Consider the following 21,714-nt stretch of genomic DNA (forward strand, 5'->3'; position numbering starts at 1 on the left):
CCGGAGGGGTTACGTACATCCCTTCGTACTCTCATTTTCTTACTCTATCCCAATGTCCTCACTTACCGAAAAAGGTTTTGGCATCGCCAAAAACGCCATCTTTTCCGCCTTCATGGGGCGTGCTACCCGAATGCTGGGCAAGCCCTTCCTAGTAGCTACCGCCCTGCACGACGTAGCAAAAAAGCTCGACGACCAAGACAGCAAAAAAGGTCCTATCCAACAGGTAATCGATGTGGGCCGGCTGCTGATTCGGTTGGTAACGTCTTATATCAACGGCTCTTACCGCCAGATTTCCACTTCCACTATCGTGTCGGGGCTGGCGGTGCTGCTCTACGTGTTGTCGCCGATTGACTTGGTGCCCGACGCCCTACCCATTTTGGGCTTCCTGGATGATGCCGCCCTGATTGCCTGGTTTATGGACCGCTTCCGGGTGGAGCTGGAGCACTTCCAGAGCTGGGAAGAAGCCTCGGCCAAAGTAGCCGAAGATGCCCAGGCACCGGCCCGTCCCAACAAGGAGCTACCCGCCGTAGCGGAGTTGGGTCACTCATAAATCAATAGACTTGTTCCTAAACAAGTCTAGTAGCTAATTGCTGGTCATCAGTATTCCAACAAACCTACGCCTGTCTTTCGTCGTGCTTCATGCGACGAGAGACAGGCGTAGGTTTGTTGGAATAGCTGAAAAACGCAACTACATCTTCACTTCTGCTCAACTCCGTCAACGCCTTGGAGGGCTGATTCTGCCCTATTATCATCCGGGCGCTTGATAACGCTGAAGGTGCCGTCGGTTTCGAGTACCACGGCAGTCACTTTTTCCATCGACAGTCCCCCCTCTTTGCGCACGGCCGAGCGCACTTCGTCGTGCGTTACACGCTCGTCGTGCATTGCGCTGTCCAGAAAATTGCCTTCATGAAACAACAGGCGCGGCTCCGATTTTACCAGCTTACGCACCGTTTTAGAGCGCACAGACAGCCACGATACAACAAATTGCAGGGCCAGTAGCGTACCAATGCCAACTATGCCTTCCACTAGCCGTGTGCTTTTTGACAATGCTACCGAAGCCAGGCTGGAACCCAAAGCAACAGTTACGATCATATCAAAGGCATTCATTTTGGCTAGTGTACGCTTACCCGTGATGCGAATCAGCAGGATGATGGCTACGTACACAAGAACAGCCATTATTACCGTGCGGCCTACGCCGGCCCAACCGTTAAAAAACATACCTAGTGGAAGTAAGACAGTAGAAGTAATTATTCTGCTTGTTCTACGCAAAATTTGCTGCTTCGACGGTCTTTTTTGAATAAACAGGTGAAGCGTTTACCTGTGAAACGAGCTATAAAAGCCCTTCAAAAATTGTATTTTGGGCTTTCGTTCACCCAATTTTTGTTCATGCCCATTACCAATCGGCTGGCGCTGCTGGCCCTTACCTTCCTTTTCTTCCTACCCTCCGCCCGCGCCGATGAAGGCATGTGGCTTCCCTTACTGCTCAAGCAGCTCAACGAAGCTGACATGCAGAAAAAAGGCCTCAAGCTGACGGCCGAAGACATTTACAGCGTCAACAAAGGCAGCCTGAAAGATGCTGTGGTGCAGTTCGGCGGCGGCTGCACCGGCGAAATTATTTCCAACCAAGGCCTACTGCTCACCAACCATCACTGCGGCTACAGCTCCATCCAGAGCCATTCGTCGGTCGAAAAAGACTACCTCACCAATGGCTACTGGGCCATGTCGCCCAGCGAGGAGCTGCCCAACCAGGGCCTCACCGCTACATTCATCGTGCGCATGGAGGACGTGACCAAGCAAGTGCTGCAAGACGTGCCTGCCACCGGTATTTCAGAAGATGCCCGCGAGCGACTGGTGCAGCAGCACAGCCAACAGGTGGCCCAGGCGGCTGTGCAAGGCACTCACTACCGCGCCTTTGTGCGGCCTATGTTTGGCGGCAACGAATACTACCTGTTTGTAACCGAAGTATTTGAAGATGTACGCCTTGTAGGCGCTCCGCCGAGCAGCATCGGCAAGTTTGGCGGCGACACCGACAACTGGATGTGGCCCCGCCACACCGGCGACTTTTCCCTGTTCCGAATCTACGCCGGCCCCGACAATAAGCCGGCCCCCTACTCGCCCCAGAACAAGCCCTTCAAGCCCCGCCACCATTTGCCCATCTCGCTCGGCGGCATCAAGCCTGGCGACTTCACGCTGGTGTTTGGCTTTCCCGGCCGCACCAACGAGTATCTGACTTCGTGGGGGGTAGACGAAGTGTACTCCCTCTCCGACCCGGCCAAGGTGCAGGTGCGCGACACCAAGCTACGAATTCTGGACGCCGATATGAAGGCTTCGGATAAAGTGCGGATTCAGTACGCTGCCAAGTATGCCTCGCTGGCCAACTACTGGAAGAAGTGGCAAGGCGAGATGCGCGGCCTGAAGCGTCTGGATGCCGTGGCGCGCAAGAAGGAGCAGGAAGCCCGCTTCCAGCAGTGGGCCACCCAGGGCGATGCCGCCCGCCGCGCCGCCTACACCGGGTTGCTGCCGGAGTTTGAGAAAAACTACCGCGCCGAGCGCGACGTGTCGCTGGCCCGCGACTACGTGACGGAAGCCGCCTTGGGCGTGGAACTGATGCTGTATGCCAATAGCCTGCTGGCCGTGGTGGATATCAAAAACGCCGCCGACCGCACCGCCGCCGTGCAGAAACTCAAAACCGGCGTAAATGGCTTCTTCCGGAATTACAGCAAATCTACCGATCAGAAAGTAGCGGCGGCATTGCTGGCGCTGTACGCCGAGAATACGCCGTCTACCCTGCTACCCGATTACGTGAAGACGTTGCAGAAGCAGTATCCGGGTAAAAACGGTTGGACCGCCTACGCCGACTATCTCTACAGCAAATCCCGACTGACGACGCCGGAAAGCGCTAACGCTGTGCTCGATGAGGTAGCTAAAGGCAACGTGGCAGCCCTCACCAACGACCCGGCCTACCAGTTGGCGTCGGCCATTGTGACGAACTATCGGGCCAACATCCTGCCGCCCTACCAAATTGCCAACGACAACATCACGCTATTGTCGCGCACCTACATTGCCGGCCTGCGCCAAATGCAGACCGACAAGACGTTTTATCCCGATGCCAACTCTACCCTACGCGTGGCCTACGGCCAGGTAGCCGGCTACGAGCCCCGCGATGGGGTACGCTACGAGTACTACACTACCCTCGACGGCATCATGGAAAAGGCTGACCCCACGAACCCTGATTTTCAGGTGCCGGCCCGCCTCGTGGAGTTGTACCAGAAGAAAGACTACGGGCCATACGCCGTAGATGGCACCGTGCCGGTGGCCTTCATCGCCACCAACCACACTACCGGCGGCAATTCCGGCTCGCCCGTCATCAACGGCCGCGGCGAGCTAATCGGCACCAACTTCGACCGCAACTGGGAAGGCACCATGTCCGATATCATGTTCGACCCCAACCAGGTGCGCAACATCACCCTCGATGTGCGCTACATGCTGTTTGTAGTGGATAAATACGCCGGCGCCACCCGTCTCATCCAGGAAATGACGCTGGTAGGCAAACCGGAAGCCAACGGCAAACCAGCGAAGGAAGCGAAAGTGAAGAAGGGCAAGCGCAAACAAAAAGCGTAGAGCCGGTAGTAGAGAACAACCTCTTGTACCCTACCCCTACCTACAAAGAGACGTCAGCTACTGACGTCTCTTTTTTGTGTTTATTGACCAAGAATATATTTCCGCTTTATGCTCTCGCTTTCTCACAGCCACAGATACTGCTGGTTTTTCCTACTTGGCTTTCTGTTGTGCAGCGCACAACCACTGCTAGCTCAACCCACACCTCCTCCTACCCTCCTACGCCCCGCCGCCATCTTCGATGGCGAAACGCTACACCCTGGCTGGCAGGTGCTAGTAGAAGGTGAGCGGATTACAGCTGTTGGCCCCAACCTGCCTACCCCCGCCGGCGGCCGTACGCTGGAACTGCCGGGCCTTACCCTTCTGCCTGGTCTGATAGAAGGCCACTCCCACCTGTTGCTGCACCCCTACAACGAAACCCCGTGGAACGACCAAGTGCTGCTGGAGTCGCAGGCGTTGCGGGTGGCGCGGGCTACGGCTCACGCTCAGCGCACGCTGCTGGCCGGCTTCACCACCGCCCGCGACTTGGGCACGGAGGGTGCCGGCTACGCCGATGTAGGCATCAAACAAGCTATTGATCAGGGAATTATTCCCGGTCCGCGCATGCTGGTGGCTACCCGTGCGCTGGTGGCAACTGGCAGCTACGGCCCCAAGCTCTCCACCGACGTAGAAGTACCCCAGGGCGCCCAAGAAGCCGACGGGCCCGAGGGTGTGGTGCGGGCCGTGCGCGAGCAAATCGGGCGCGGCGCCGACATCATCAAAGTATACGCCGACTACCGCTGGGGCAAAGGCGAACCGGCGCGCCCTACCTTCTCGCAGGAAGAACTGAACCTAATTGTGCAGACGGCCAACGCCGCCGGCCGGCCCGTAGTGGCGCACTCCTCTACCCCTGAAGGCATGCGCCGCGCCACACTGGCCGGCGTGCAAACCATTGAGCACGGCGACGGCGGCACGCTGGAAGTCTTCAAACTGATGAAGCAGCGCGGCGTAGCACTTTGCCCCACCGTAGCGGCCGGCGATGCTATTGCCCAATATCAGGGCTGGCGCAAAGGCCAGGGCGCCCTACCCGAGCGCGTCCAGCAAAAACACACTAGCATGGAAGCCGCCCTGAAAAGCGGCGTCACGCTGGCGTTTGGCGGCGACGTGGGCGTATTTCCGCACGGCGACAACGTGCGCGAGGCCGAGCTGCTGGTGCAAGACTACGGCCTCACGCCCCTGACCGTGTTGCGCCAAGCCACCAGCGGCAACGCCCGCATCTTCGGCTTAGTTGATCGGGGCCGCATCCAGACTGGCTTATTGGCTGACCTAGTGGCAGTGCAAGGCGACCCTACCCATGACGTGACGGCCCTGCGGCAGGTGCGGCTAGTGATGAAGGGCGGGGTAGTATATAAACAGCTGTAGAACCTGTGTGTCATCCTGAACGCAGTGAAGGACCTTCCCACGCGAGAACGAGTCGTTGCTACGATGGTCGTTCTCGCCTGGGAAGGTCCTTCACTGCGTTCAGGATGATAGGTGATTCTAGGGTTCTATGGACGTTCAATTCCCAACTTACCCAGCTCCGCTGCGTGCAGGTCGTAGATGACACGCAGGTCGTTGCCGTGCTTTTCGGCGTCTACGCCTATGCTGATGTTGTTGGTGTGGAAGCGGTGCAGGTGGCTGATGTGGGGCGAAAGAAGGGGCAGGTGGCCGGCCAGCAGAAAGCGCACATATAGTTCCAAGTCTTCGGCCATTTCAATGTCTTCGCTGTAGCCGCCCACCCGATCAAACAGCTCGTGCGAGTAGCACACGTTGCCTTGGATGAAGTTTTCGGCCCGAAAAATGGCCCGCAGCATGTCTGTGGGCGTGTCAAATTTCCAGGCGTAGTAATCTTCGCGCAGCATGTAGCGACGTTCCTCGTCCATGCGCAGGAAGTCGGCTACCAGCCAAGGGCGGTCGGGGTTCTGCTGGATGAGGTCGGCGTAGTGGTAGAGGTTGCGTTGCAGCATCACGTCGTCGTCGTCGAGGGGCACCAGCCAGCCGCCGGGCTGCGCCTCGCGGATGATCTGGTTGCGGGCGGGGCCGGGCAGCATTTTTTCGGGCTGCGTCCAGTAGCGCAACGGCGGGCCATCCTGAGCGGCTAGCTCCTCAAGGTAGGACGCGGTATCGTCGTCGCTGGCTAACTCGTTGATCAGGTGCTCGTAGGAAAAATCAATGGGGGCCGAAACGGTAGCGCGTACGCTTTCAATGGCCTCGGGCAAATACTGCCGACGGTTGCGGGTCGGGGTGATGATGGAGAAGTGCATGCCTTCCTATTCTACAATTGCCGCTAAAAAGTTGCGTCAATCCAGCTGAAAGCCAACTTTCTCGAAATAGTACCGTTTACCCGACTTAGCATTATCTGCTCCACTGTATGCCCAAGTTCATCGTCACACTCTCCCTACCCCCTCACTTTTCCGAGGATTTTATAGAGTTGATTCCCAGTCACCGCGCCCACGTGAGCCAGCTATTGGATGAGAGTGTGCTGGAAAACTACGCCATCAGCGCCGATTACCGGCACGGCTGGCTTACCATCAACGGGGAAACGGAGGCCGAGGCGCGGGCTGTGTTGGAGCAGTTGCCTTTGTACCCTTATTTCTGGCAAATTGAGGTGCACGAGCTATTCGTGTTCGATAGCAATACGTTTCGGTTTCCGCGCATTAGCCTCAACTAGCCAGCGGGCTATTCGGCGCGGTTTGTGCATGAGGACGACTGCTAACGTCTTCCTATTTTTCCTATGATGCGTACTATTCGGCTGGTTGCGCTGGCCGTTGTTTTGCTGACTTCTTCGCTAGCCGCTGCCCCGGTTCCTACTGATAAGATTTCTACCGAGCAGCTATTGAGCCGCCTTAGCTCCGCCATCGACAACCTCAAGACGCTGCGTTGCACGGTGCGGGCCAAGGAGCGGGTAGAGGGCAAATACGTAACGGCGCAATCGTCTTTGAAGCTCACCAGCAGCCCGCTACGGGTGTATCTGCGCAATCAAAAAGGTATTGAGGCCCTGTGGGTAACGGGCCAAAACAGCGGCGACGCCTGGGTCTACCCCAATAGCTTTCCCTACGTGACGCTCAACCTGGACCCCAACGGCACCCTCATGCGCCGCGACCAGCACCACAGCCTGCTCGACGCCGGTTTTGGCAGCATTTCCGATATCATCCGCGGTTCAACTCAACGCCAGGACCACACCTTCGAGCGCTCCTTTCGCTACGCCGGCGACACCCTAGTGGCCGGCCGGCCGTGCCACGTGCTGCTTTCCAATTTCCCACAGTTTCGGTACGTATCCTACACGCCCGCCAAAGCTGAAACCCTGACGCAGATTGCCAATAAGTTTGGTTGCGGCGAGTTTCGGATTGTGGAGCGCAACGGCCTGTCGTACGATAAGCCCGTACCGGCTGGCAAAACCATTCAGGTGCCCAACGGCTACGGCCGGCGCACCACCGTCTGCGTCGATCAGAAGCTTATGCTGCCGCTCGTGGTAGAGGTGCTGGACGACAAAGGCCTGTTCGAGCGGTTCGAGTTTTCGAATATCATCGCCAACCAGCCTATTGCGGCGGAGGAGTTTGCGAAGGGATATAAGGGGTATAAACTATAATCACGGATTAAGGCGGATTTTTCGGATTACACGGATTTTGTGGACAATTGCACAGTGTAGTCGGAGCTGTTTAATTTTTCTGAGTTACCCATCAAAAAAGCGCTTGCCATTTGGCAAGCGCTTTTTGTTTGAAATCGTCTACAAAATCCGTGTAATCCGAAAAATCCGCAGGAATCCGTGATCTAGCGGCGCATTTTCTTCTCAATCTCGTCCCACATGGGGGCTGGAATGGCTTCCAGCTTGTTGAACTCGCCGGCGCCGTTGAGCCACTCGCCGCCGTCGAGGGTGACTACCTCACCATTCATGTAGGCCGCGAAGTCCGATACCATGTAGGCGGCTAGGTTGGCCAATTCCTGGTGGTCGCCTACCCGCTTGAGGGGCACCGAGGCAGCGGGGTCGAGTTTGGACGCTAGCGGCTCGGGGAAGAGGCGGCTCCAGGCACCTTCCGTCGGAAATGGGCCGGGCGCAATGGCGTTAGAACGAATACCGTACTTGGCCCATTCCACGGCCAGCGAGCGGGTGAGGGCCAGCACGCCCGCCTTGGCCGCCGCCGAGGGCACCACGTAGGCCGAGCCTACGGAGGCGTACGTCGTCACGATGTTGAGGATGGTGCCGGGGCGCTGGTCGGCAATCCAGCGCTTGCCGAAGGCCAGCGTGCAGTTGTAGCTGCCTTTCAGCACAATGTCCACAATCACATCAAACGCCTTGTGGCTCAGGCGCTCGGTAGGCGAAATAAAGTTGCCGGCGGCGTTGTTTAGGAGTACATCGACAGCCCCAAACGTATCAATGGTGTGTTGGAGCATGCGCTCTACCTCGTCGTATTTGCGCACGTCGCACTGCACAGCCAGCACTTGACCGCCGGTTTGCTCGCGTAGCTCGGCGGCAGTTTTTTCCAGCACGTCCAGCTTGCGCGAACTGATGGTGACGTTGGCCCCAAGTTGCAGAAAATAGGTGGTCATGGCCCGGCCCAGGCCGGTGCCGCCGCCTGTCACCACAATGGTTTTGCCTTGCAGGGCGTTGTCGCGGAGCATGGGTTGGGAGTAGGCTGGCATAGGATGTGGATTTTTAAAGGTGAAGCAGCAAGGATGCAAGAACGGGATTTGTCGGATTTGCCCAAGATGTATGCCGGCTAAGAATTTTTCTTCACCTTTAGCCCCGCATGTCTCCTACTCCTACCCCCCTACAACCCCTAATTGCCGTATTGGGCTGCGGCTGGCTCGGCCTACCCCTGGCGCAGGCGCTGGTGGAAGAAGGCTATGCCGTGGCTGGCTCCACCACCACGCCCAGCCGACTCCTGAAAATGCGCGACGCGGGCATTACGCCCTACCTGCTGGAGCTAGGCCCTACCCTTACCGCCACCGACCAAGACACGCTACACACGATGCTTACCGGCGCGCGGGTATTGGTACTGAACGTGCCACCCAGCGCCGCCAAAGGACACTACGTGGAGCTGCTACAGCCCGTATATCAAGCCGCCATTGACTGCGGCGTGCGCCACGTGTTGTTTGTGAGCAGCACCGGTGTGTATGCCGACGAGCCCCGCACCATGACCGAAACCGACGCCCTAGCTACCCCCGACGCCGACTCGGAATTACTGCGGGCGGAGAGCCTGTTTACCACCCCCGATGCACCTTTCGCCACCACCGTGGTGCGCCTGGCTGGCCTGATTGGCCCCCGACGCGCGCCTGGCCGCTTCCTGGCGGGCCGTACCGGTCTGCCCAAGCCTCAGGCCCCCGTCAACCTCATCCACCTCACCGATTGTCTGGGCATTCTCGGCCGCATTATCCGCCAGCGCGCCTGGGGGCACACGTTCAATGCCAGCGCGGCACACCACCCTACCCGGCAGGAGTTCTACACCGCCGCCGCGGCTCATCTGGAACTCGCGCCCCCTACCTTCGCGGAGGAAGAAACCCTGGGCAAGTGCATCGACAGCGAATTGCTGCGTCAGGAAACCGGCTATATGTTTCAGTTTGATGACCTGAACGAGGCCATGAAGCACTGCTAGCGCATCGGCTATACCGTTTGGCGAGCAACACGCCGCAGTGCTTTCGCGCCGGTTTTCAGCCCCCTACCTCGTATCTTTGCGCTTGTGAACGATAAAGAGGTAGTAGCTATTTTGGGCGGCGGTGCGGCTGGTTTTTTTGGGGCCATTGCCTGTGCCGAAGCCAACCCGCACTTGCGTGTTTATCTGATTGAAAAAACCGGCAAGCTGCTGAGCAAAGTGCGTATTTCGGGAGGCGGGCGCTGCAACGTGACGCACGCCGCCGATACGCCTGCGCAGTTGGTGCAGCACTACCCCCGCGGGGCCAAGCAGCTCAAGGAACCCTTCAAGCAGTTTGGGGCCGTGGATACCGTGCGCTGGTTTGAGCGGCGCGGCGTGCGCCTCAAGACCGAAGCTGACGGCCGTATGTTTCCGGTCACGGATTCGTCGGAAACCATTGCCCAGGCCCTACTCACAGCGGCCGACAAGGCGGGCGTCTGCATCCTTACCCATACCACCGCCGAGCATATTGCTACCCTACCTACGGGTGGCTTTCGATTGCATCTCACGGGCACGCACGCGCAGGAACTAGAGGTAGCGCGCCTGCTGATAGCCACCGGCGGCGCCCCCAAAGCCGCCCAATACGATTGGCTGCGGGCGCTGGGGCACACCATTGCCGAGCCGGTGCCGTCGCTGTTCACGTTCAACGTGCCGGAGTCGCCGTTGCGGGACCTGCCGGGCGTGAGCGTGCCCCACGCCCGCGTGCGCATTGCCGGCGAAAAGCTGGAATACGAAGGTCCTATCTTGGTGACGCACTGGGGCGTGAGCGGGCCGGCCGTGCTAAAGCTCTCAGCCTGGGGCGCCCGTCGCCTGCACGAACTGGCGCACCGCCACACGGCCCTGGTTAGCTGGCTTCCTACCTACACAGAGGACTCGCTACGCCAGTGGCTGCTGAATTTTCGGGGACAGCATGGCAAAAAGCTGGTGGCTTCCAATCCGCTCTTCGGCCTACCCCAGCGGCTGTGGCGCACGCTCACGGAGCAGGCGGGTATCGGTGCAGAGGTGAAATGGAATGAGCTGCCTAGTAAGTCGCAAAACCGTCTCATCGAAGGGCTGTTGCGCACGGCCCTACCCGTGCAGGGCAAAACCACTTACAAGGATGAGTTTGTGACCTGTGGCGGCGTAGTGCTCGGCGAAGTGGACATGAAAACCATGCAGAGCCGCCGCGTGCCGGGCCTGTATTTCGCCGGCGAGGTGCTGGACATCGACGGTATTACCGGCGGCTTCAATTTCCAAGCTGCCTGGACTACGGGTTACCTGGCCGGTCGGGCCATGGCCGATGCGCCTACCGTCTAGTTAGCTGCTTTGCGGTCCATCACCAAGCTCACCAGCAAAGCATGAGATAGGGTAACCACGGAAGCCACCACCAGCGCCAGGCTGACCAGTGCATCGGAAGTGGAAAGCCGGGCGGCGAATAGCACGTACAACACGGCCAGCGCTACTAGGCTGATGAGTAGAATAGGCAGCGAGCGACGCACGAAAAAACCTATTTCGCGCATTAGCTCCCAGCCTTTTGCGCGTCTACTACTTATAGGCGCCGTGTAGCCCAGCAGCGGATTGAGGCGTAGCACGTGCTGTAAGCTGTGCCAGAAGCAGAAGTATACCCCTACCGCCAGCAACGGCGGCAGGACCACAAACAGCCCTATGAGCAGCAACACCTCTAGCATGTCAATGCGCCAGCGGTTTGCTTCGTTCAGCTTGGCATACCCTACTCACAGGCCCAGATGACCCAGCAGCACAACCCACCCGGCGCCTTGTGCCGCGCTAGTAAATACTGCTGCCGTCACCAACTGGCCGCCTGTGAAGTACAGTAAGCTGTTGATAATGTGCAGCATCTCGGCAGGCCAGGCAAAAGCCGGGATGACAAACAACAGCGTGCCGCGCAGTACGCTATGCACTACCCATAGCGCCGGCCGCTGGGGTTGCGTGGGCGCATCGGCGGAGCCCCAGTGCCAGATAGTGAGCAGGAAAAAGAACAAGACAGCCGCACTCGGCCACAGCCACCACCCTACCACCACTACCGCTGCCAAAGCCAGGTAGCTCACCAGAAAACGCACCAGATACAGCCACCACGCCTTGCCCGCACGGGATGGTAGGCTGGCAATACCAGTTGGTCGCAGGCGCCGTGGGCCAACCCTAGCAGCACTAATCCCAGCAGCAATACCGGTCCTAGTAGGATAGCGGCGGTGGCCGGAGCCAACAGACCTACCCCCATTGCCACCACCACCGCCCCGTAGGAATACAACATGTGCGGTGCAAAACTGGTGGCGATGGGAGCAGAAGCTTTCATAAGGCAGGCGTTATCCTGCTGTATACGCTCTGTTACGCCGCGTGGTGATAGGCGGGCTTACGCGGGGCTAAATCGCGCAGATAATTTAGGTCGAGAATGCTGAAGCCTATCTTAGAGAAGAAGGGTACCACCACAAACAAAACGGTTTCGGTAGTTTGGCTGATTATGCCCAGGCCCGAGGGTCCAACAGCCCAAATGGTAGGGTAGCAGATCCACAGAACGGTTAGGAAGCCAGCTAGTTTGGTATATATACCTCCCAGTTCTGCATCGCTGTTGATGGCAATCTGCCGCAGCTTGGTCCAGATCAGATACAGCACGCACAGGAAGGCTCCTACCCCGCAGATGTACCACAGGAGCCGCGCCGTGCTGTTTTCTGATAAATCAGCAAACAGCCCGCACACAATCATGACCACATCGGCGGCCACCAAACCAAACAGCAGGTTGAGTTTGCGCTCCTGCTTCGGTATGTAGAACATGGCCGTGAAAGCCAGCGCCAGCAGCAATAGCGGCGTGCTCACTACCCAGTCGATATAACGGGCGTAGTGGGTGATTTGCCCTGCCACTTCCGTTTTGCCCTGGCCCAGACCCATGGCCATATATGCCAGCGCCGACCAAATCGGAATCATCATGGCAATACTGTATTCGTATTGCGGGACGCCTTTGGGGTTACGACTCCAGACCCAGAATAGAAGTGCGCCGCCTACCATAGAGGCGACATATAGCCAGTGGAGTAGTGTTTGTGTTTCCATCGGGAGAGAAAGTAAAAATGGAGAATACTACTTTTTACTTTTCTCCTACTTTTTAAGTTCTTTTTAATCTGCCACTTAGCTAGGTTAATTCGAGCTAGTGTTTCGACGGGTAGCGCTACCGTAGCTGCCTAGCGAAATAGTACTCAACTCTTTCTGAAAAATACCTAGATGTAGGTATGTCTTTCTAAAAGACAAAAAAATAGTATTAAGTGTCAATTAATACACTTTTCACTAGTGCCTTATACGAGGTGCTTTACCCGACACTTCATGCTGAAACATGTACTCAAAGGCAGCTGTTTGTGGCTGTGCGCCGCGGCGAGTCAGCCGGTTGCTGCGCAGATGCTCTTCAACAGCACGCACGGTAATTTTTCTGGTTTGAACGAAGCCAATTGGAACCCAGCCGCTATTGCTGATAGCCGTTTGAGCTTCGAATTCCGCCTGCTGGCCGTAGACGGGCACGCGACTAACTCGGCCTACCGCTACACCGGCCCCTGGCGCCTGGGCAACCTAAACGAGTCTTTTGCTTTATCGGCCCGCGACCTGACCTTACAGGAAAACAGCCGCCCCAAACTGGTTAGCGTGGGGCTGAACGTGCGCGGGCCGGGCGTTATGCTCCGCCTGAGTCCGCGCCATAGCATTGCCCTCAGCGTAGGAGCACGGGCCGCGCTGCAAGGCAACCAAGTGTCGCAGGAGTTGGTGCGCAGCGCCGTTGATCAATTTGAAACGGCGGGTGCGTATACCAACAACACGGCTAATTTCAACATCAACGCCTTTTCGGAGTGGAATGCCACCTACGCTCGCGTACTACTGGACCAGCAAACCCACGTGCTGAAAGCGGGAATCACGGTGAAGCGGTTGATGGGCATCGGCTCGGCCTACCTCCAATCCAAACAGTTCGACTACACAACCACGCCCGCTAACCGCAACACCCAACTGGCCGATACGGTGGTACACCTCGACCGGCTCGATGGCTCCTTCGGCTACTCCAACCCCGACGCGTTTCGTGATCTGGATGCGGGCACCGTGCGGCGCTGGCTGACACCCGGCAGCTCGCCGGGCGCCGGCTGGGGCCTGGATGTGGGGGTGGTGTACGAATACCGCCCTAATTCGGAACAATACCGCTACCAAGACAAAAAAGGGGCGTGGCAAACGGACTACGGCCACAATAAGTACCGCTACCGTCTGGCGGTGGCCCTTACGGATATAGGCAGCATTCGCTACCGTAAGCAGGCAGTGGTGTATAATGATATTCGGCGTACCAACCTGGGCATCAATAGTCAAGACATCAATGATATTACGCTGGACAACTACAACGAGCAGCTGGAAAAAATCTTCCAGATTCAGTCACAGAACCGTGGCAATGCATTTCGGGCGGCCCTACCCACTACGCTGAATGTAGATCTGGACTATCACCTTCTCTGGAAATTATACGCCAATGCTTCCCTCAGCCAGGGCCTGCGTGGACGCTATGCGGTAGGCATGCGACGCTTTTCTTACGCGGCCCTCACGCCCCGGCTGGAAATGCGCTGGCTGGAGGTGGCCGTGCCGCTTTCCCTCACCAATAGCTACCATGATTTTGCCTACGGCTTGGTGCTACGCGCTGGCCCTCTGACCATTGGCTCCAACAACCTGCCTGCGCTATTCCGCTCTACCCAGCCTTACGGGGCCAACCTTTTTGGTGAGCTGACCCTAGCCCTAGCTAATAAGCGCCATAAGCTCAGGACTCCTGCGGCCAATCCATAAACAGAAGCTTGGCTGGTGCCGATGTGGAAAGGAAACGGATTGTAGTGGCTTCGGCGCAACCCTGCACACGAATAGCTAGTACAAAGACACACAATACATTCTCCCTACCACCTAAAAACGAACCAACGATTATGGACACTAAAGCAGCCCAATCCGAACTGAACGAACTCATTGCTACCCTGAAAGAAGGCCAGAAAGGCTATGCGGAAGCAATGACCGACGTAGAAGACGCAGACCTGAAAGACCTCTTCAAGAAGTATGCTGCCCAGCGCGCCAGCTACATCACGGAGCTGGAAGACCAGATGTACAAGCTGGACCTGAAGGTAGACACCAACGAAGGCAACAATACCGTAGCCGGCACCGTGCACCGCGCTTTCATCAACCTGAAAGGCTTGGTAACCGGCAAAGACCGTCACAGCATTCTGGCTGAGTGCGAGCGTGGCGAAGACTACGCCAAAGAAGCTTACGAGAAAGCCAAGAAGTTTGATGGCCTACCCGCCGAGCTGAAATCGGTAATCGACAAGCAAGCTGAAGGCGTACTAAAAGCCCACAACGAAATCCGCGACCTGCGCGACGCTTCTAAATAAGCATCGCAGATATTGTAGATTAGATGAATCGCACAGGTTCTTGTGTGCATTTATTCTACTCGCAGAAACAAAAAAGCCGCTGACGTATCAGCGGCTTTTTTTATTGGTTAATTAGTAGCTCAGCGTTGCAGATTGATTGAATCTGTGTAAGCCAACCAATCTGCAATATCTGCGATGCTATTCGTCGAAGCTCTGGTTGTCGCGGCGTGGCTTGTAGCCACCTTCGCGGTTGCCGCCGTAGCTGCCACCACCCCGGTTGCCACCGTAGCTGCTGCCACCACCATCGCGGTTGCCTTTGTAGCCGCCGCCTTCGCGGTTGCCGCCGTAGCTACTACCTCCGCGGTTGCCACCATAGCTGCTACCGCCTTCGCGCCGGTCGCCGCCATAGCTACCACCGCCGCGGTTGTTGCCGTAGCTGCGGTTGCCAAAGGCACCGTCACGACGGTCGCCACCACCACCGTAGCCGCCCGTGCGACGTGGACGGTCGCCGCCGCCGAAACCGCCGCGGCCACCTTCCTGCTGGGCATCACCTTCCTGACGCGGCGTAGCCACGTTGAAGGATACTGGCCGGCCGTTGATGTTGGTACGACCTAGAGCACCGGTCACTTCTTCCGTAAATTCGGAAGGCACTTCTACAAAGCTGAACTTATCGTAGAGCGAGATGTCGCCTACCTTACCAGCGGTAAGGGAAGTATTCTCGGCAATCAGGTCTACGATGTCGCGTGGGTGAATGCGGTCCTTCTTACCCATCGTTACGAACAAACGCGTGTAGCCAGCGCGTGGCGCACCGTGGGCGCGGGTAGCATCGAGGCTTTCCTGCGCGCGCTTGTCCTCCTTCATCGTCATTTTGAGCAGGGCAGCGGCAATGTCTAGCGACGTAATGCCTTCTTCGCTATCCTGGTCAATCAGACGCTGCACGCGGGCAATGTACTTGTCGAGATTGCCCTTCTCCACCACTTCCTTAATCGACTCCAACATGAGGGTGGTTTTCACCTCCGACACATCCTCGAATGAAGGTACGCGCTCCTGCTTGATGGTAGCCTTGGTGAAGCGCATAATGTCGCGCAGCTTGTAGATGTCGCGGCCACTCACAAAGGTGAAGGCGCGACCCGACTTGCCAGCGCGGCCCGTACGGCCGATGCGGTGCACATAGTATTCCTCGTCGGCGGGCAGGTCGTAGTTCACTACGGCTTCCACGTTGTCTACGTCGATACCGCGGGCGGCTACGTCGGTAGCCACCAGGATTTCCAGCGTGCCTTTGCGGAATTTATCGAGCGTGTTCTGGCGCTGCTGCTGGCTCATGTCGCCGTGCAAACCGTCGGCGAAGTAGCCTTTGGCCTGCAAATCAGCCACGATGTCGTCTACCATGCGCTTCGTGTTAGCGAAAACGATGGTCGACTTCAGGTTGTACATGTCTACCAAGCGGGTCAGCACATCCTTTTTCTGGGGGCCGCGCACCTCGTAGTAGCTCTGCTCGATGTTCGTAACGGTCATCTCCTGATGGTTGACCTTCACGATTTGCGGGTCGCGCTGGTAGCGCTTGGTCAAGTCCATGATGGGCTTGCTCATGGTAGCCGAGAAAAACACCGTCTGGCGCTCCTCAGGCATTTTCTTCAGCACCGTCTCGATGTCGTCGCGGAAGCCCATGTCCAGCATTTCGTCGGCCTCGTCCAGAATGATCATCTTGCAATGATCAAGCTTGAGCGTGCCACGCTCCAAGTGGTCCATTACGCGACCAGGCGTACCAATTACAATCTGCACACCGCGCTCCAGGGCGCGGAACTGCCGGTCGTAGCTGGAGCCGCCGTAAATCGGCACTACGGCCAGACCACGCTTGTACTTACCTAGTTTCTGAATTTCGCCCGAAACCTGTACGGCCAGTTCGCGGGTAGGGCACAGCACCAGGGCCTGTACCTCACGCGAGTCGGTATCTACTTTTTCGATGGCGGGGATGGCGAAGGCAGCCGTTTTGCCGGTACCCGTCTGGGCCTGGCCAATTACGTCTTTGCCTTCAAGCAGTACCGGAATGGCAGCTGTTTGGATAGGAGATGCTTCTTCGTAGCCTACTTCCGTAATGGCACGCTGCATTTCCTCGGAGAGCGAAAGCTCTTCAAATTTAACTTTTTCCATGTCTGATAGTGATGGAGTGGAGACAATAGCTCTGAAAACAGCGAATTCAGCGACGCTCCTCTCCCACTCTCACAACAACGACAAGTGACGGAAGCAACTACGGAAGATACAGGCGGCCAATCTAATAGCTAAGGGCCACGCAAGCTGCGCGGAACCGGGCCGTTCTCAATGCGGGTGCAAAGGTAAGGAAAAATATTACTTAAACCACGGAGTTACTCGAATTTTTCGGACTACGCGGATTTTATGGACGGAGGTAAGGTTATGTCAATAGGTTTATGTCATCCTGAGTGGAGCGAAGGACCTTGTAATGCATGAACGAGTCGTTGTCACGTCAGTTGTTCTAACGTGATAAGATCCTTCGCAAGCGCAGGATGACAACCGTTTTTATTACCTACAAAATCTGTGTCATCCGAAAAATCCGAGCGAATCCGTGGTTAAGACAAAAAAAAGCACGCCCTGGGGCGTGCTTTTCAAACTCGTGCAAAGTAAGCTAGCTCTTAGAGGAGCTGAACTTTCACAGCGTTCGGGCCTTTTTTGCCTTGCGCTACTTCGTATTGTACCTTGTCGTTTTCACGGATTTCATTTACCAGCAGGTCGCTGATGTGAACGAAAATGTCTTGACCATTTTCGTCATTTTTGATGAAGCCAAAGCCTTTGGCGTCATTGAAGAATTTTACGGTTCCGGTTGCCATTGTACTACTTACTACGGGGTTAAAAAAAGAGTCTCTTTAAGCAAATGCAGCTACTGAAAACTGCTGAAACTCTAGGCATCTGGCAGGCTAACAAAGTCACATCCTCTTAAGTTGAGCCAAATATACACCATTCGGCGGACTTCAGCTATCAACAGCATCATTTACGGGTTTTTCCCTACTTGCGTTGTATTTGTACCTACTTAATATGCCTACCCCCCACAACCACCCTGCCTTCCACTTCACCCATGAGATTGTAGTACCCGCCTCAGCCATAGACGAGCTACACCACGCCAACAACGTAGAATACGTGCGCTGGGTGCAGGATACGGCCACTGCACACTGGCTGGCCGCCTTCCCCGTGGGCGAGCGGGAGCATTATATATGGGTAGTACGGGAGCATCATATACGTTACCACCGTCCCGCCCTGCTCCACGACAAACTACGCTGCACCACCTGGATTGGTGAAATCCGCGGGGCGCAGTGCCAGCGTTTTGTTCGCATCGAGCGGGCCGTGGATGGCGTGCTGCTCTGCGAAGCCGAAACGCAGTGGGTGCTGCTGGACCCGCAGACGCAACGCCCGAAGCGGATAGAGGCAGAGGTGGAGCGGCGGCTGTGGGAGCCGGTGGGGTAGGAAAATGAATAGCGCTCCGGGTATTAGTATAGGTTAGGGAATACTTTTCTGTATGCTTTTAGCAGCTAGAAAATCAGCGGTTGCGAGGGTAGGCGCTGTTTCGCTTGCTTCTCCGTTACTTTTGTAGACTGTCCGTTTACTTTTCTCAATGCCCGCCACCTTCCGCATCTACTCTTCTTCTGCCGGTTCTGGCAAAACCTACCAGCTTACCAAAGAATATTTAAAGCTGGCGCTCGGTGCCGAAGACGCGGCGTACTTCAAAAGCATTCTGGCCATCACCTTCACCAACGATGCGGCGGGCGAGATGAAGGAGCGTATTATTGGGGCCTTGCGGCGCTTCGCCTACCCCAACGACAGCGGCAAAGAAGACACGCTGCTGCGCGATATAGCTACCGAGCTGGCCGTGGAAGGCAAACTGCCGCGCCGCGCCGACACGCCCCAGGAGCAACAACAGGAGCTGCGGCGGCGGGCAGCAGCCACGTTCCGGTTGGTGCTCTATCACTACGCCGATTTCGCGGTGAGCACCATCGACTCGTTTGTGCAGCGTATAGTGCAAGCCTTTACACGGGAGTTGGGGTTGCCCGCGGCCTTCGAGGTAGAGCTGGACGGCGAGGCCGTACTACAAAGCGCCGTGGCCTTGCTACTGGACAAAGTGAACCGCGACCCTAACAGCAAGCTATTGGCCCGTTCTCTGGCCGACTATGCCCTGAGCAAAGCCGAAGAAGGCCGGAGTTGGAATACCCTACCCGAGGAGCTGGTGCAGTTTGGGCAATTCCTGCTCTCCGAGCCGGTGCATGAGGCCGTGGCGCAGTTGCAGCAGCTCTCGTTGCAGGACTACCGTCGCCTGCACGAAAACCTACGCAAGCGGCGGGAGGAAATTGAGCAAGAGTTTCGGGCGGTGAGTGTGCGGGCGCTGGCGGCGCTGGATGCCGCCGGCGTAACGGAAGCGGACCTCTACCAAGGAAAGAGCGGCATTATTGGCTATGTGACGCGTTGGGAAGAACGCCTCCTACCCGACAAAGAAGCTAACAGCTACGTGCGGGCGACCGTAGAGCAGGACAAATGGTACAGCGGCAAAGTGAAAACCGCCGCCGACAAGCAGCGTGTGGATGCCGCAAAACCCGACCTTACGGCAGCCTACCAAGAGTTGGAGGACTTGCGCGCCCGCCTCCTACCCGACTATCTGCTGGTGCTGGGTATGCTGCCTTATATCTTCCACGTATCACTATTGAGTGAGCTGAACAAGGCCGTGGACCAGCTCAGCCGGGAGCGAAATGTGGTCTTGATTGCCGAGTTCAACCGGCGCATTGCCAATATTGTGCTGCGCGAGCCGGTGCCGTTTTTGTACGAGCGCCTGGGCGAACGGTATCAGCACCTGCTGATCGATGAGTTTCAGGACACCTCTGTATTGCAGTGGAATAACCTGCTGCCGCTGGTAGAAAACGCTGTGGCCAACGGTAATCTTTCCCTGGCTGTGGGCGACGCGAAACAGGCCATTTACCGCTGGCGGGGCGGCGAGATGGAGCAGATTCTGCGCCTTTACAAAAACGAAACGGAGCACCTCTATAGCCGTGTGGCCGACGAAGAGCTGCGCGACCTGCTGCAAGGCCGTTACTACACGCTAGACGGGGCATTGCAGGCAAGAAACCTAAATACCAACTACCGTTCGGCTCCGGAAATCATTTCTTTTAACAATGATTTTTTTGGGCATATCAGCAACACGCATCCGCAGCTGCCGCTGGTACAAAGTATTTATGATGAGGATTTTCGGCAGGAGGCGCCGCATCGGTTGCCAGCCTCTCAGTCCGCGGAAAACGAAGGGGGTGAGGCTATCGTCGAACTCCTTTTAACCCACGACGATGCCCCTCACCCTACCCTACCCGAGCAACTGCTGAGCTATGACGAAAGCACGCTCTACCTCACGCTGCAACTCGTAGAAGAAGCCCTGCAACAGGGCTTCCGGCAGCAGGATGTAGCCGTGTTGTGTCGCCGCCGTGACCAGAGTCGCCGGGTAGCGAAGTTCTTAAAAGAGCGTGGTTACGACATTATTTCCGCCGACTCGCTGTCCCTGGAATTTGCGGAGGTGGTGAACTTGCTGGTGGCGGTGTACCGCGTGCTGAACCAGCCGGCCGACACGCTGGCAAAAGCGGAAGCGTTGTTGCTGGTAGACAAGGTGGTGCGTGGTTTGGCGCCTACTCCGGTCCGTGCCCGACACATTGCCGAGGTAGCCAACGTACCGGATGCCCTACCCTTTTTCGACGAGCTGCGGGCTCTGGGCTTTGACTTGCAGGAGCGCGAAACCGGCAACCTGGGTCTCTACGAGTTGACAGAACGCCTGATTGGCACGTTTGGCCTACTGGGACGCGAGGGGGAAAGCGAATACCTGTTCCGTTTCCTGGACTTGACACTGGAGTTCAGCCTGCGCCACGGCAACAACCTCAACAACTTCCTAGCCTACTGGCAGCAGAAAAAAAGCGCGCTGAGCATCAACGCGCCGGCCGGGCGCGATGCCATTACCATCACTACTGTGCACAAGGCCAAGGGCTTGGCTTATGGGGTAGTGATTGTGCCCTTCGCCGATTGGAGCCTGACGCCTCATCGCAACACCCTGCTCTGGGGCCGCCTACCCGACGAGGCCAAACCCATGGCCGAGATGCCCCCTGTGGCCGTGGTGCCCCAGGTGCAGGCCTTGCAGCGCACGGCCCTGGCCGGACAGTACGCCGAGGAGCTGGAAAAAACTTTTCTCGAAGGACTGAATATGCTGTACGTGGCCCTCACACGCCCGAAGCATCGCCTCTACCTCATCAGTCGCCAGCCTAAAAAGAAAGCCGGTAGTAAAGCGGAAGATCCGGAAATCGAACTCACCGAATCCGCCAAAAACGTGGCCGAACTGCTGCACCGCTACCTCATGGCGCAGGGCGAGTACGACGCCGAGCAACTTCGTTATTCACTGGCAGTAAATAAGTTGTCCGTCGTGGATGATGAGCTACCAGCTCACACCAAACAACTTTCCGCTAATAGGCCGGTAGCGAATACCGCGCAGCACTCAATGGGTAACTGGCAACTCACCAACCTCAGCAGTACGCCCTGGGAAGAACGCTTGCGCCTGCGCCGACACGCCAATACGGTTTTCGACTTTGATGCCCAACAGGTGCAGCAGGAGTGGAACCGCAAGCTGCACTACGCCCTACGCCGCACGCTGTACGCCACCGATGTAGACCGCGTGGCAGGCCAGCTGGTGGCCGAGGGGCTTATCAGCACCAAAGAGCGGCCAGAGCTGCTACAGAAAATGCACCAAGTGGTAGAGCATCCGCATCTGGCGCATTATTTCAGCGCGGCGGTGCAGCCCGAAACGGAGCGCGAGATTCTGGTAGGTGGCACCCGGCGCCAGGAATACAAGCCCGACCGGGTGGTGTTCGACGCAGCCCAGCCCAACCGCGTGACGCTGCTTGACTTTAAAGTGCCGCCGCCCGAGCCGCGCCACCGCCACCAGCTGGCTCGCTACGCAGACCTGTTCCGGCAGTTGGGCTTCACCGATGTGCAGTGCGTGTTATACTACTTCGATACGCAGGAAATAGTGACATTTTAGCGCGCTGTGGCCGGCCGAATTCTACGCGGCCGGCCAC

18 protein-coding genes and 1 pseudogene are annotated in these 21,714 nt (G+C 57.2%); 11 read left to right on the forward strand and 8 right to left on the reverse strand.

All coding sequences use genetic code 11. The annotated features are described in order from the left end of the window. The first annotated feature begins 52 nt into the window (after positions 1–52). Complete coding sequence (locus tag J4D97_RS09465) at positions 53–550, forward strand: YkvA family protein (protein WP_185283900.1); 498 nt, start codon at positions 53–55, stop codon at positions 548–550. Between the two features lie 146 nt (positions 551–696). Here J4D97_RS09465 and J4D97_RS09470 read toward each other — a convergent pair whose 3' ends face one another. Further along, a complete protein-coding gene (locus J4D97_RS09470; RefSeq protein WP_185283901.1) occupies positions 697–1,218 on the reverse strand; it encodes a DUF421 domain-containing protein in 522 nt (173 codons plus the stop codon). Between the two features lie 168 nt (positions 1,219–1,386). On the opposite strand from J4D97_RS09470, the gene J4D97_RS09475 reads away from it, so the two are divergent. Together J4D97_RS09475 and J4D97_RS09480 are read left to right on the forward strand one after the other, a co-directional pair. Next, positions 1,387–3,621, forward strand: coding sequence for a S46 family peptidase (locus tag J4D97_RS09475; RefSeq protein WP_208307368.1), 2,235 nt, complete (start codon positions 1,387–1,389; stop codon positions 3,619–3,621). A gap of 108 nt (positions 3,622–3,729) precedes the next feature. Next, complete coding sequence (locus J4D97_RS09480; protein ID WP_208307369.1) at positions 3,730–5,019, forward strand: metal-dependent hydrolase family protein; 1,290 nt, start codon at positions 3,730–3,732, stop codon at positions 5,017–5,019. 125 nt (positions 5,020–5,144) lie between these two features. Here the strand turns inward: J4D97_RS09480 and J4D97_RS09485 are convergent, their stop codons facing one another. Next, on the reverse strand, positions 5,145–5,900 hold the full coding sequence (locus J4D97_RS09485) for a glycosyltransferase family 2 protein (protein ID WP_208307370.1): 756 nt from the start codon (positions 5,898–5,900) through the stop codon (positions 5,145–5,147). 107 nt (positions 5,901–6,007) lie between these two features. On the opposite strand from J4D97_RS09485, the gene J4D97_RS09490 reads away from it, so the two are divergent. Next, on the forward strand, positions 6,008–6,307 hold the full coding sequence (locus J4D97_RS09490) for a hypothetical protein (protein ID WP_185283905.1): 300 nt from the start codon (positions 6,008–6,010) through the stop codon (positions 6,305–6,307). Positions 6,308–6,370: 63 nt separating this feature from the next. Beyond that, entirely contained in the window at positions 6,371–7,225 is an 855-nt protein-coding gene (locus J4D97_RS09495; protein ID WP_208307371.1) for a LysM peptidoglycan-binding domain-containing protein, read from the forward strand. A gap of 182 nt (positions 7,226–7,407) precedes the next feature. Here the strand turns inward: J4D97_RS09495 and J4D97_RS09500 are convergent, their stop codons facing one another. After that, entirely contained in the window at positions 7,408–8,277 is an 870-nt protein-coding gene (locus J4D97_RS09500; protein WP_208307372.1) for an SDR family oxidoreductase, read from the reverse strand. A 107-nt stretch (positions 8,278–8,384) separates the two neighbouring features. Here J4D97_RS09500 and J4D97_RS09505 point away from each other — a divergent pair, with 107 nt between their 5' ends. Both J4D97_RS09505 and J4D97_RS09510 read left to right on the forward strand, forming a co-directional pair. Next, the gene (locus J4D97_RS09505) at positions 8,385–9,230 is read left to right on the forward strand and encodes an SDR family oxidoreductase (RefSeq protein WP_208307373.1); all 846 of its coding nucleotides are present in this window, start codon (positions 8,385–8,387) and stop codon (positions 9,228–9,230) included. An 84-nt stretch (positions 9,231–9,314) separates the two neighbouring features. Beyond that, positions 9,315–10,562 carry an NAD(P)/FAD-dependent oxidoreductase gene (locus J4D97_RS09510; RefSeq protein WP_347879336.1) on the forward strand — a complete coding sequence of 416 codons (1,248 nt, stop codon included), beginning with the start codon at positions 9,315–9,317 and terminating at the stop codon, positions 10,560–10,562. Here the strand turns inward: J4D97_RS09510 and J4D97_RS23520 are convergent. From J4D97_RS23520 to J4D97_RS09530, 3 genes and pseudogenes are all read right to left on the reverse strand, one after another. Next, positions 10,559–11,323 (reverse strand): annotated as a pseudogene (locus J4D97_RS23520) (Brp/Blh family beta-carotene 15,15'-dioxygenase). The gene J4D97_RS09510 and the pseudogene J4D97_RS23520 overlap by 4 nt on opposite strands. Further along, complete coding sequence (locus J4D97_RS09525; RefSeq protein ID WP_208307376.1) at positions 11,308–11,556, reverse strand: hypothetical protein; 249 nt, start codon at positions 11,554–11,556, stop codon at positions 11,308–11,310. Before J4D97_RS09525 ends, J4D97_RS23520 begins: the two are co-directional and overlap by 16 nt. Positions 11,557–11,588: 32 nt before the next feature. After that, positions 11,589–12,305, reverse strand: a complete 717-nt coding sequence (locus J4D97_RS09530; RefSeq protein ID WP_208307377.1) for a bacteriorhodopsin — start codon at positions 12,303–12,305, stop codon at positions 11,589–11,591. Positions 12,306–12,572: 267 nt separating this feature from the next. Here J4D97_RS09530 and J4D97_RS09535 point away from each other — a divergent pair, with 267 nt between their 5' ends. Both J4D97_RS09535 and J4D97_RS09540 read left to right on the forward strand, forming a co-directional pair. Further along, complete coding sequence (locus tag J4D97_RS09535; RefSeq protein ID WP_208307378.1) at positions 12,573–14,048, forward strand: DUF5723 family protein; 1,476 nt, start codon at positions 12,573–12,575, stop codon at positions 14,046–14,048. Positions 14,049–14,179: 131 nt separating this feature from the next. Next, positions 14,180–14,635: a PA2169 family four-helix-bundle protein gene (locus J4D97_RS09540; protein ID WP_185283912.1), complete on the forward strand. Its 456-nt coding sequence runs from the start codon at positions 14,180–14,182 to the stop codon at positions 14,633–14,635. 177 nt (positions 14,636–14,812) lie between these two features. Here J4D97_RS09540 and J4D97_RS09545 read toward each other — a convergent pair whose 3' ends face one another. Both J4D97_RS09545 and J4D97_RS09550 read right to left on the reverse strand, forming a co-directional pair. After that, positions 14,813–16,765: a DEAD/DEAH box helicase gene (locus tag J4D97_RS09545; protein ID WP_208307379.1), complete on the reverse strand. Its 1,953-nt coding sequence runs from the start codon at positions 16,763–16,765 to the stop codon at positions 14,813–14,815. Positions 16,766–17,262: 497 nt separating this feature from the next. Continuing rightward, a complete protein-coding gene (locus tag J4D97_RS09550) occupies positions 17,263–17,457 on the reverse strand; it encodes a cold-shock protein (protein WP_185283914.1) in 195 nt (64 codons plus the stop codon). Between the two features lie 205 nt (positions 17,458–17,662). On the opposite strand from J4D97_RS09550, the gene J4D97_RS09555 reads away from it, so the two are divergent. Together J4D97_RS09555 and J4D97_RS09560 are read left to right on the forward strand one after the other, a co-directional pair. Further along, entirely contained in the window at positions 17,663–18,088 is a 426-nt protein-coding gene (locus J4D97_RS09555) for an acyl-CoA thioesterase (protein WP_208307380.1), read from the forward strand. 148 nt (positions 18,089–18,236) lie between these two features. Then, a complete protein-coding gene (locus J4D97_RS09560; protein WP_208307381.1) occupies positions 18,237–21,677 on the forward strand; it encodes a UvrD-helicase domain-containing protein in 3,441 nt (1,146 codons plus the stop codon). Positions 21,678–21,714: the final 37 nt, after the last annotated feature.

Origin of the sequence: Hymenobacter defluvii (assembly GCF_017589435.1) — a bacterium.
Taxonomy (GTDB): domain Bacteria; phylum Bacteroidota; class Bacteroidia; order Cytophagales; family Hymenobacteraceae; genus Hymenobacter; species Hymenobacter profundi.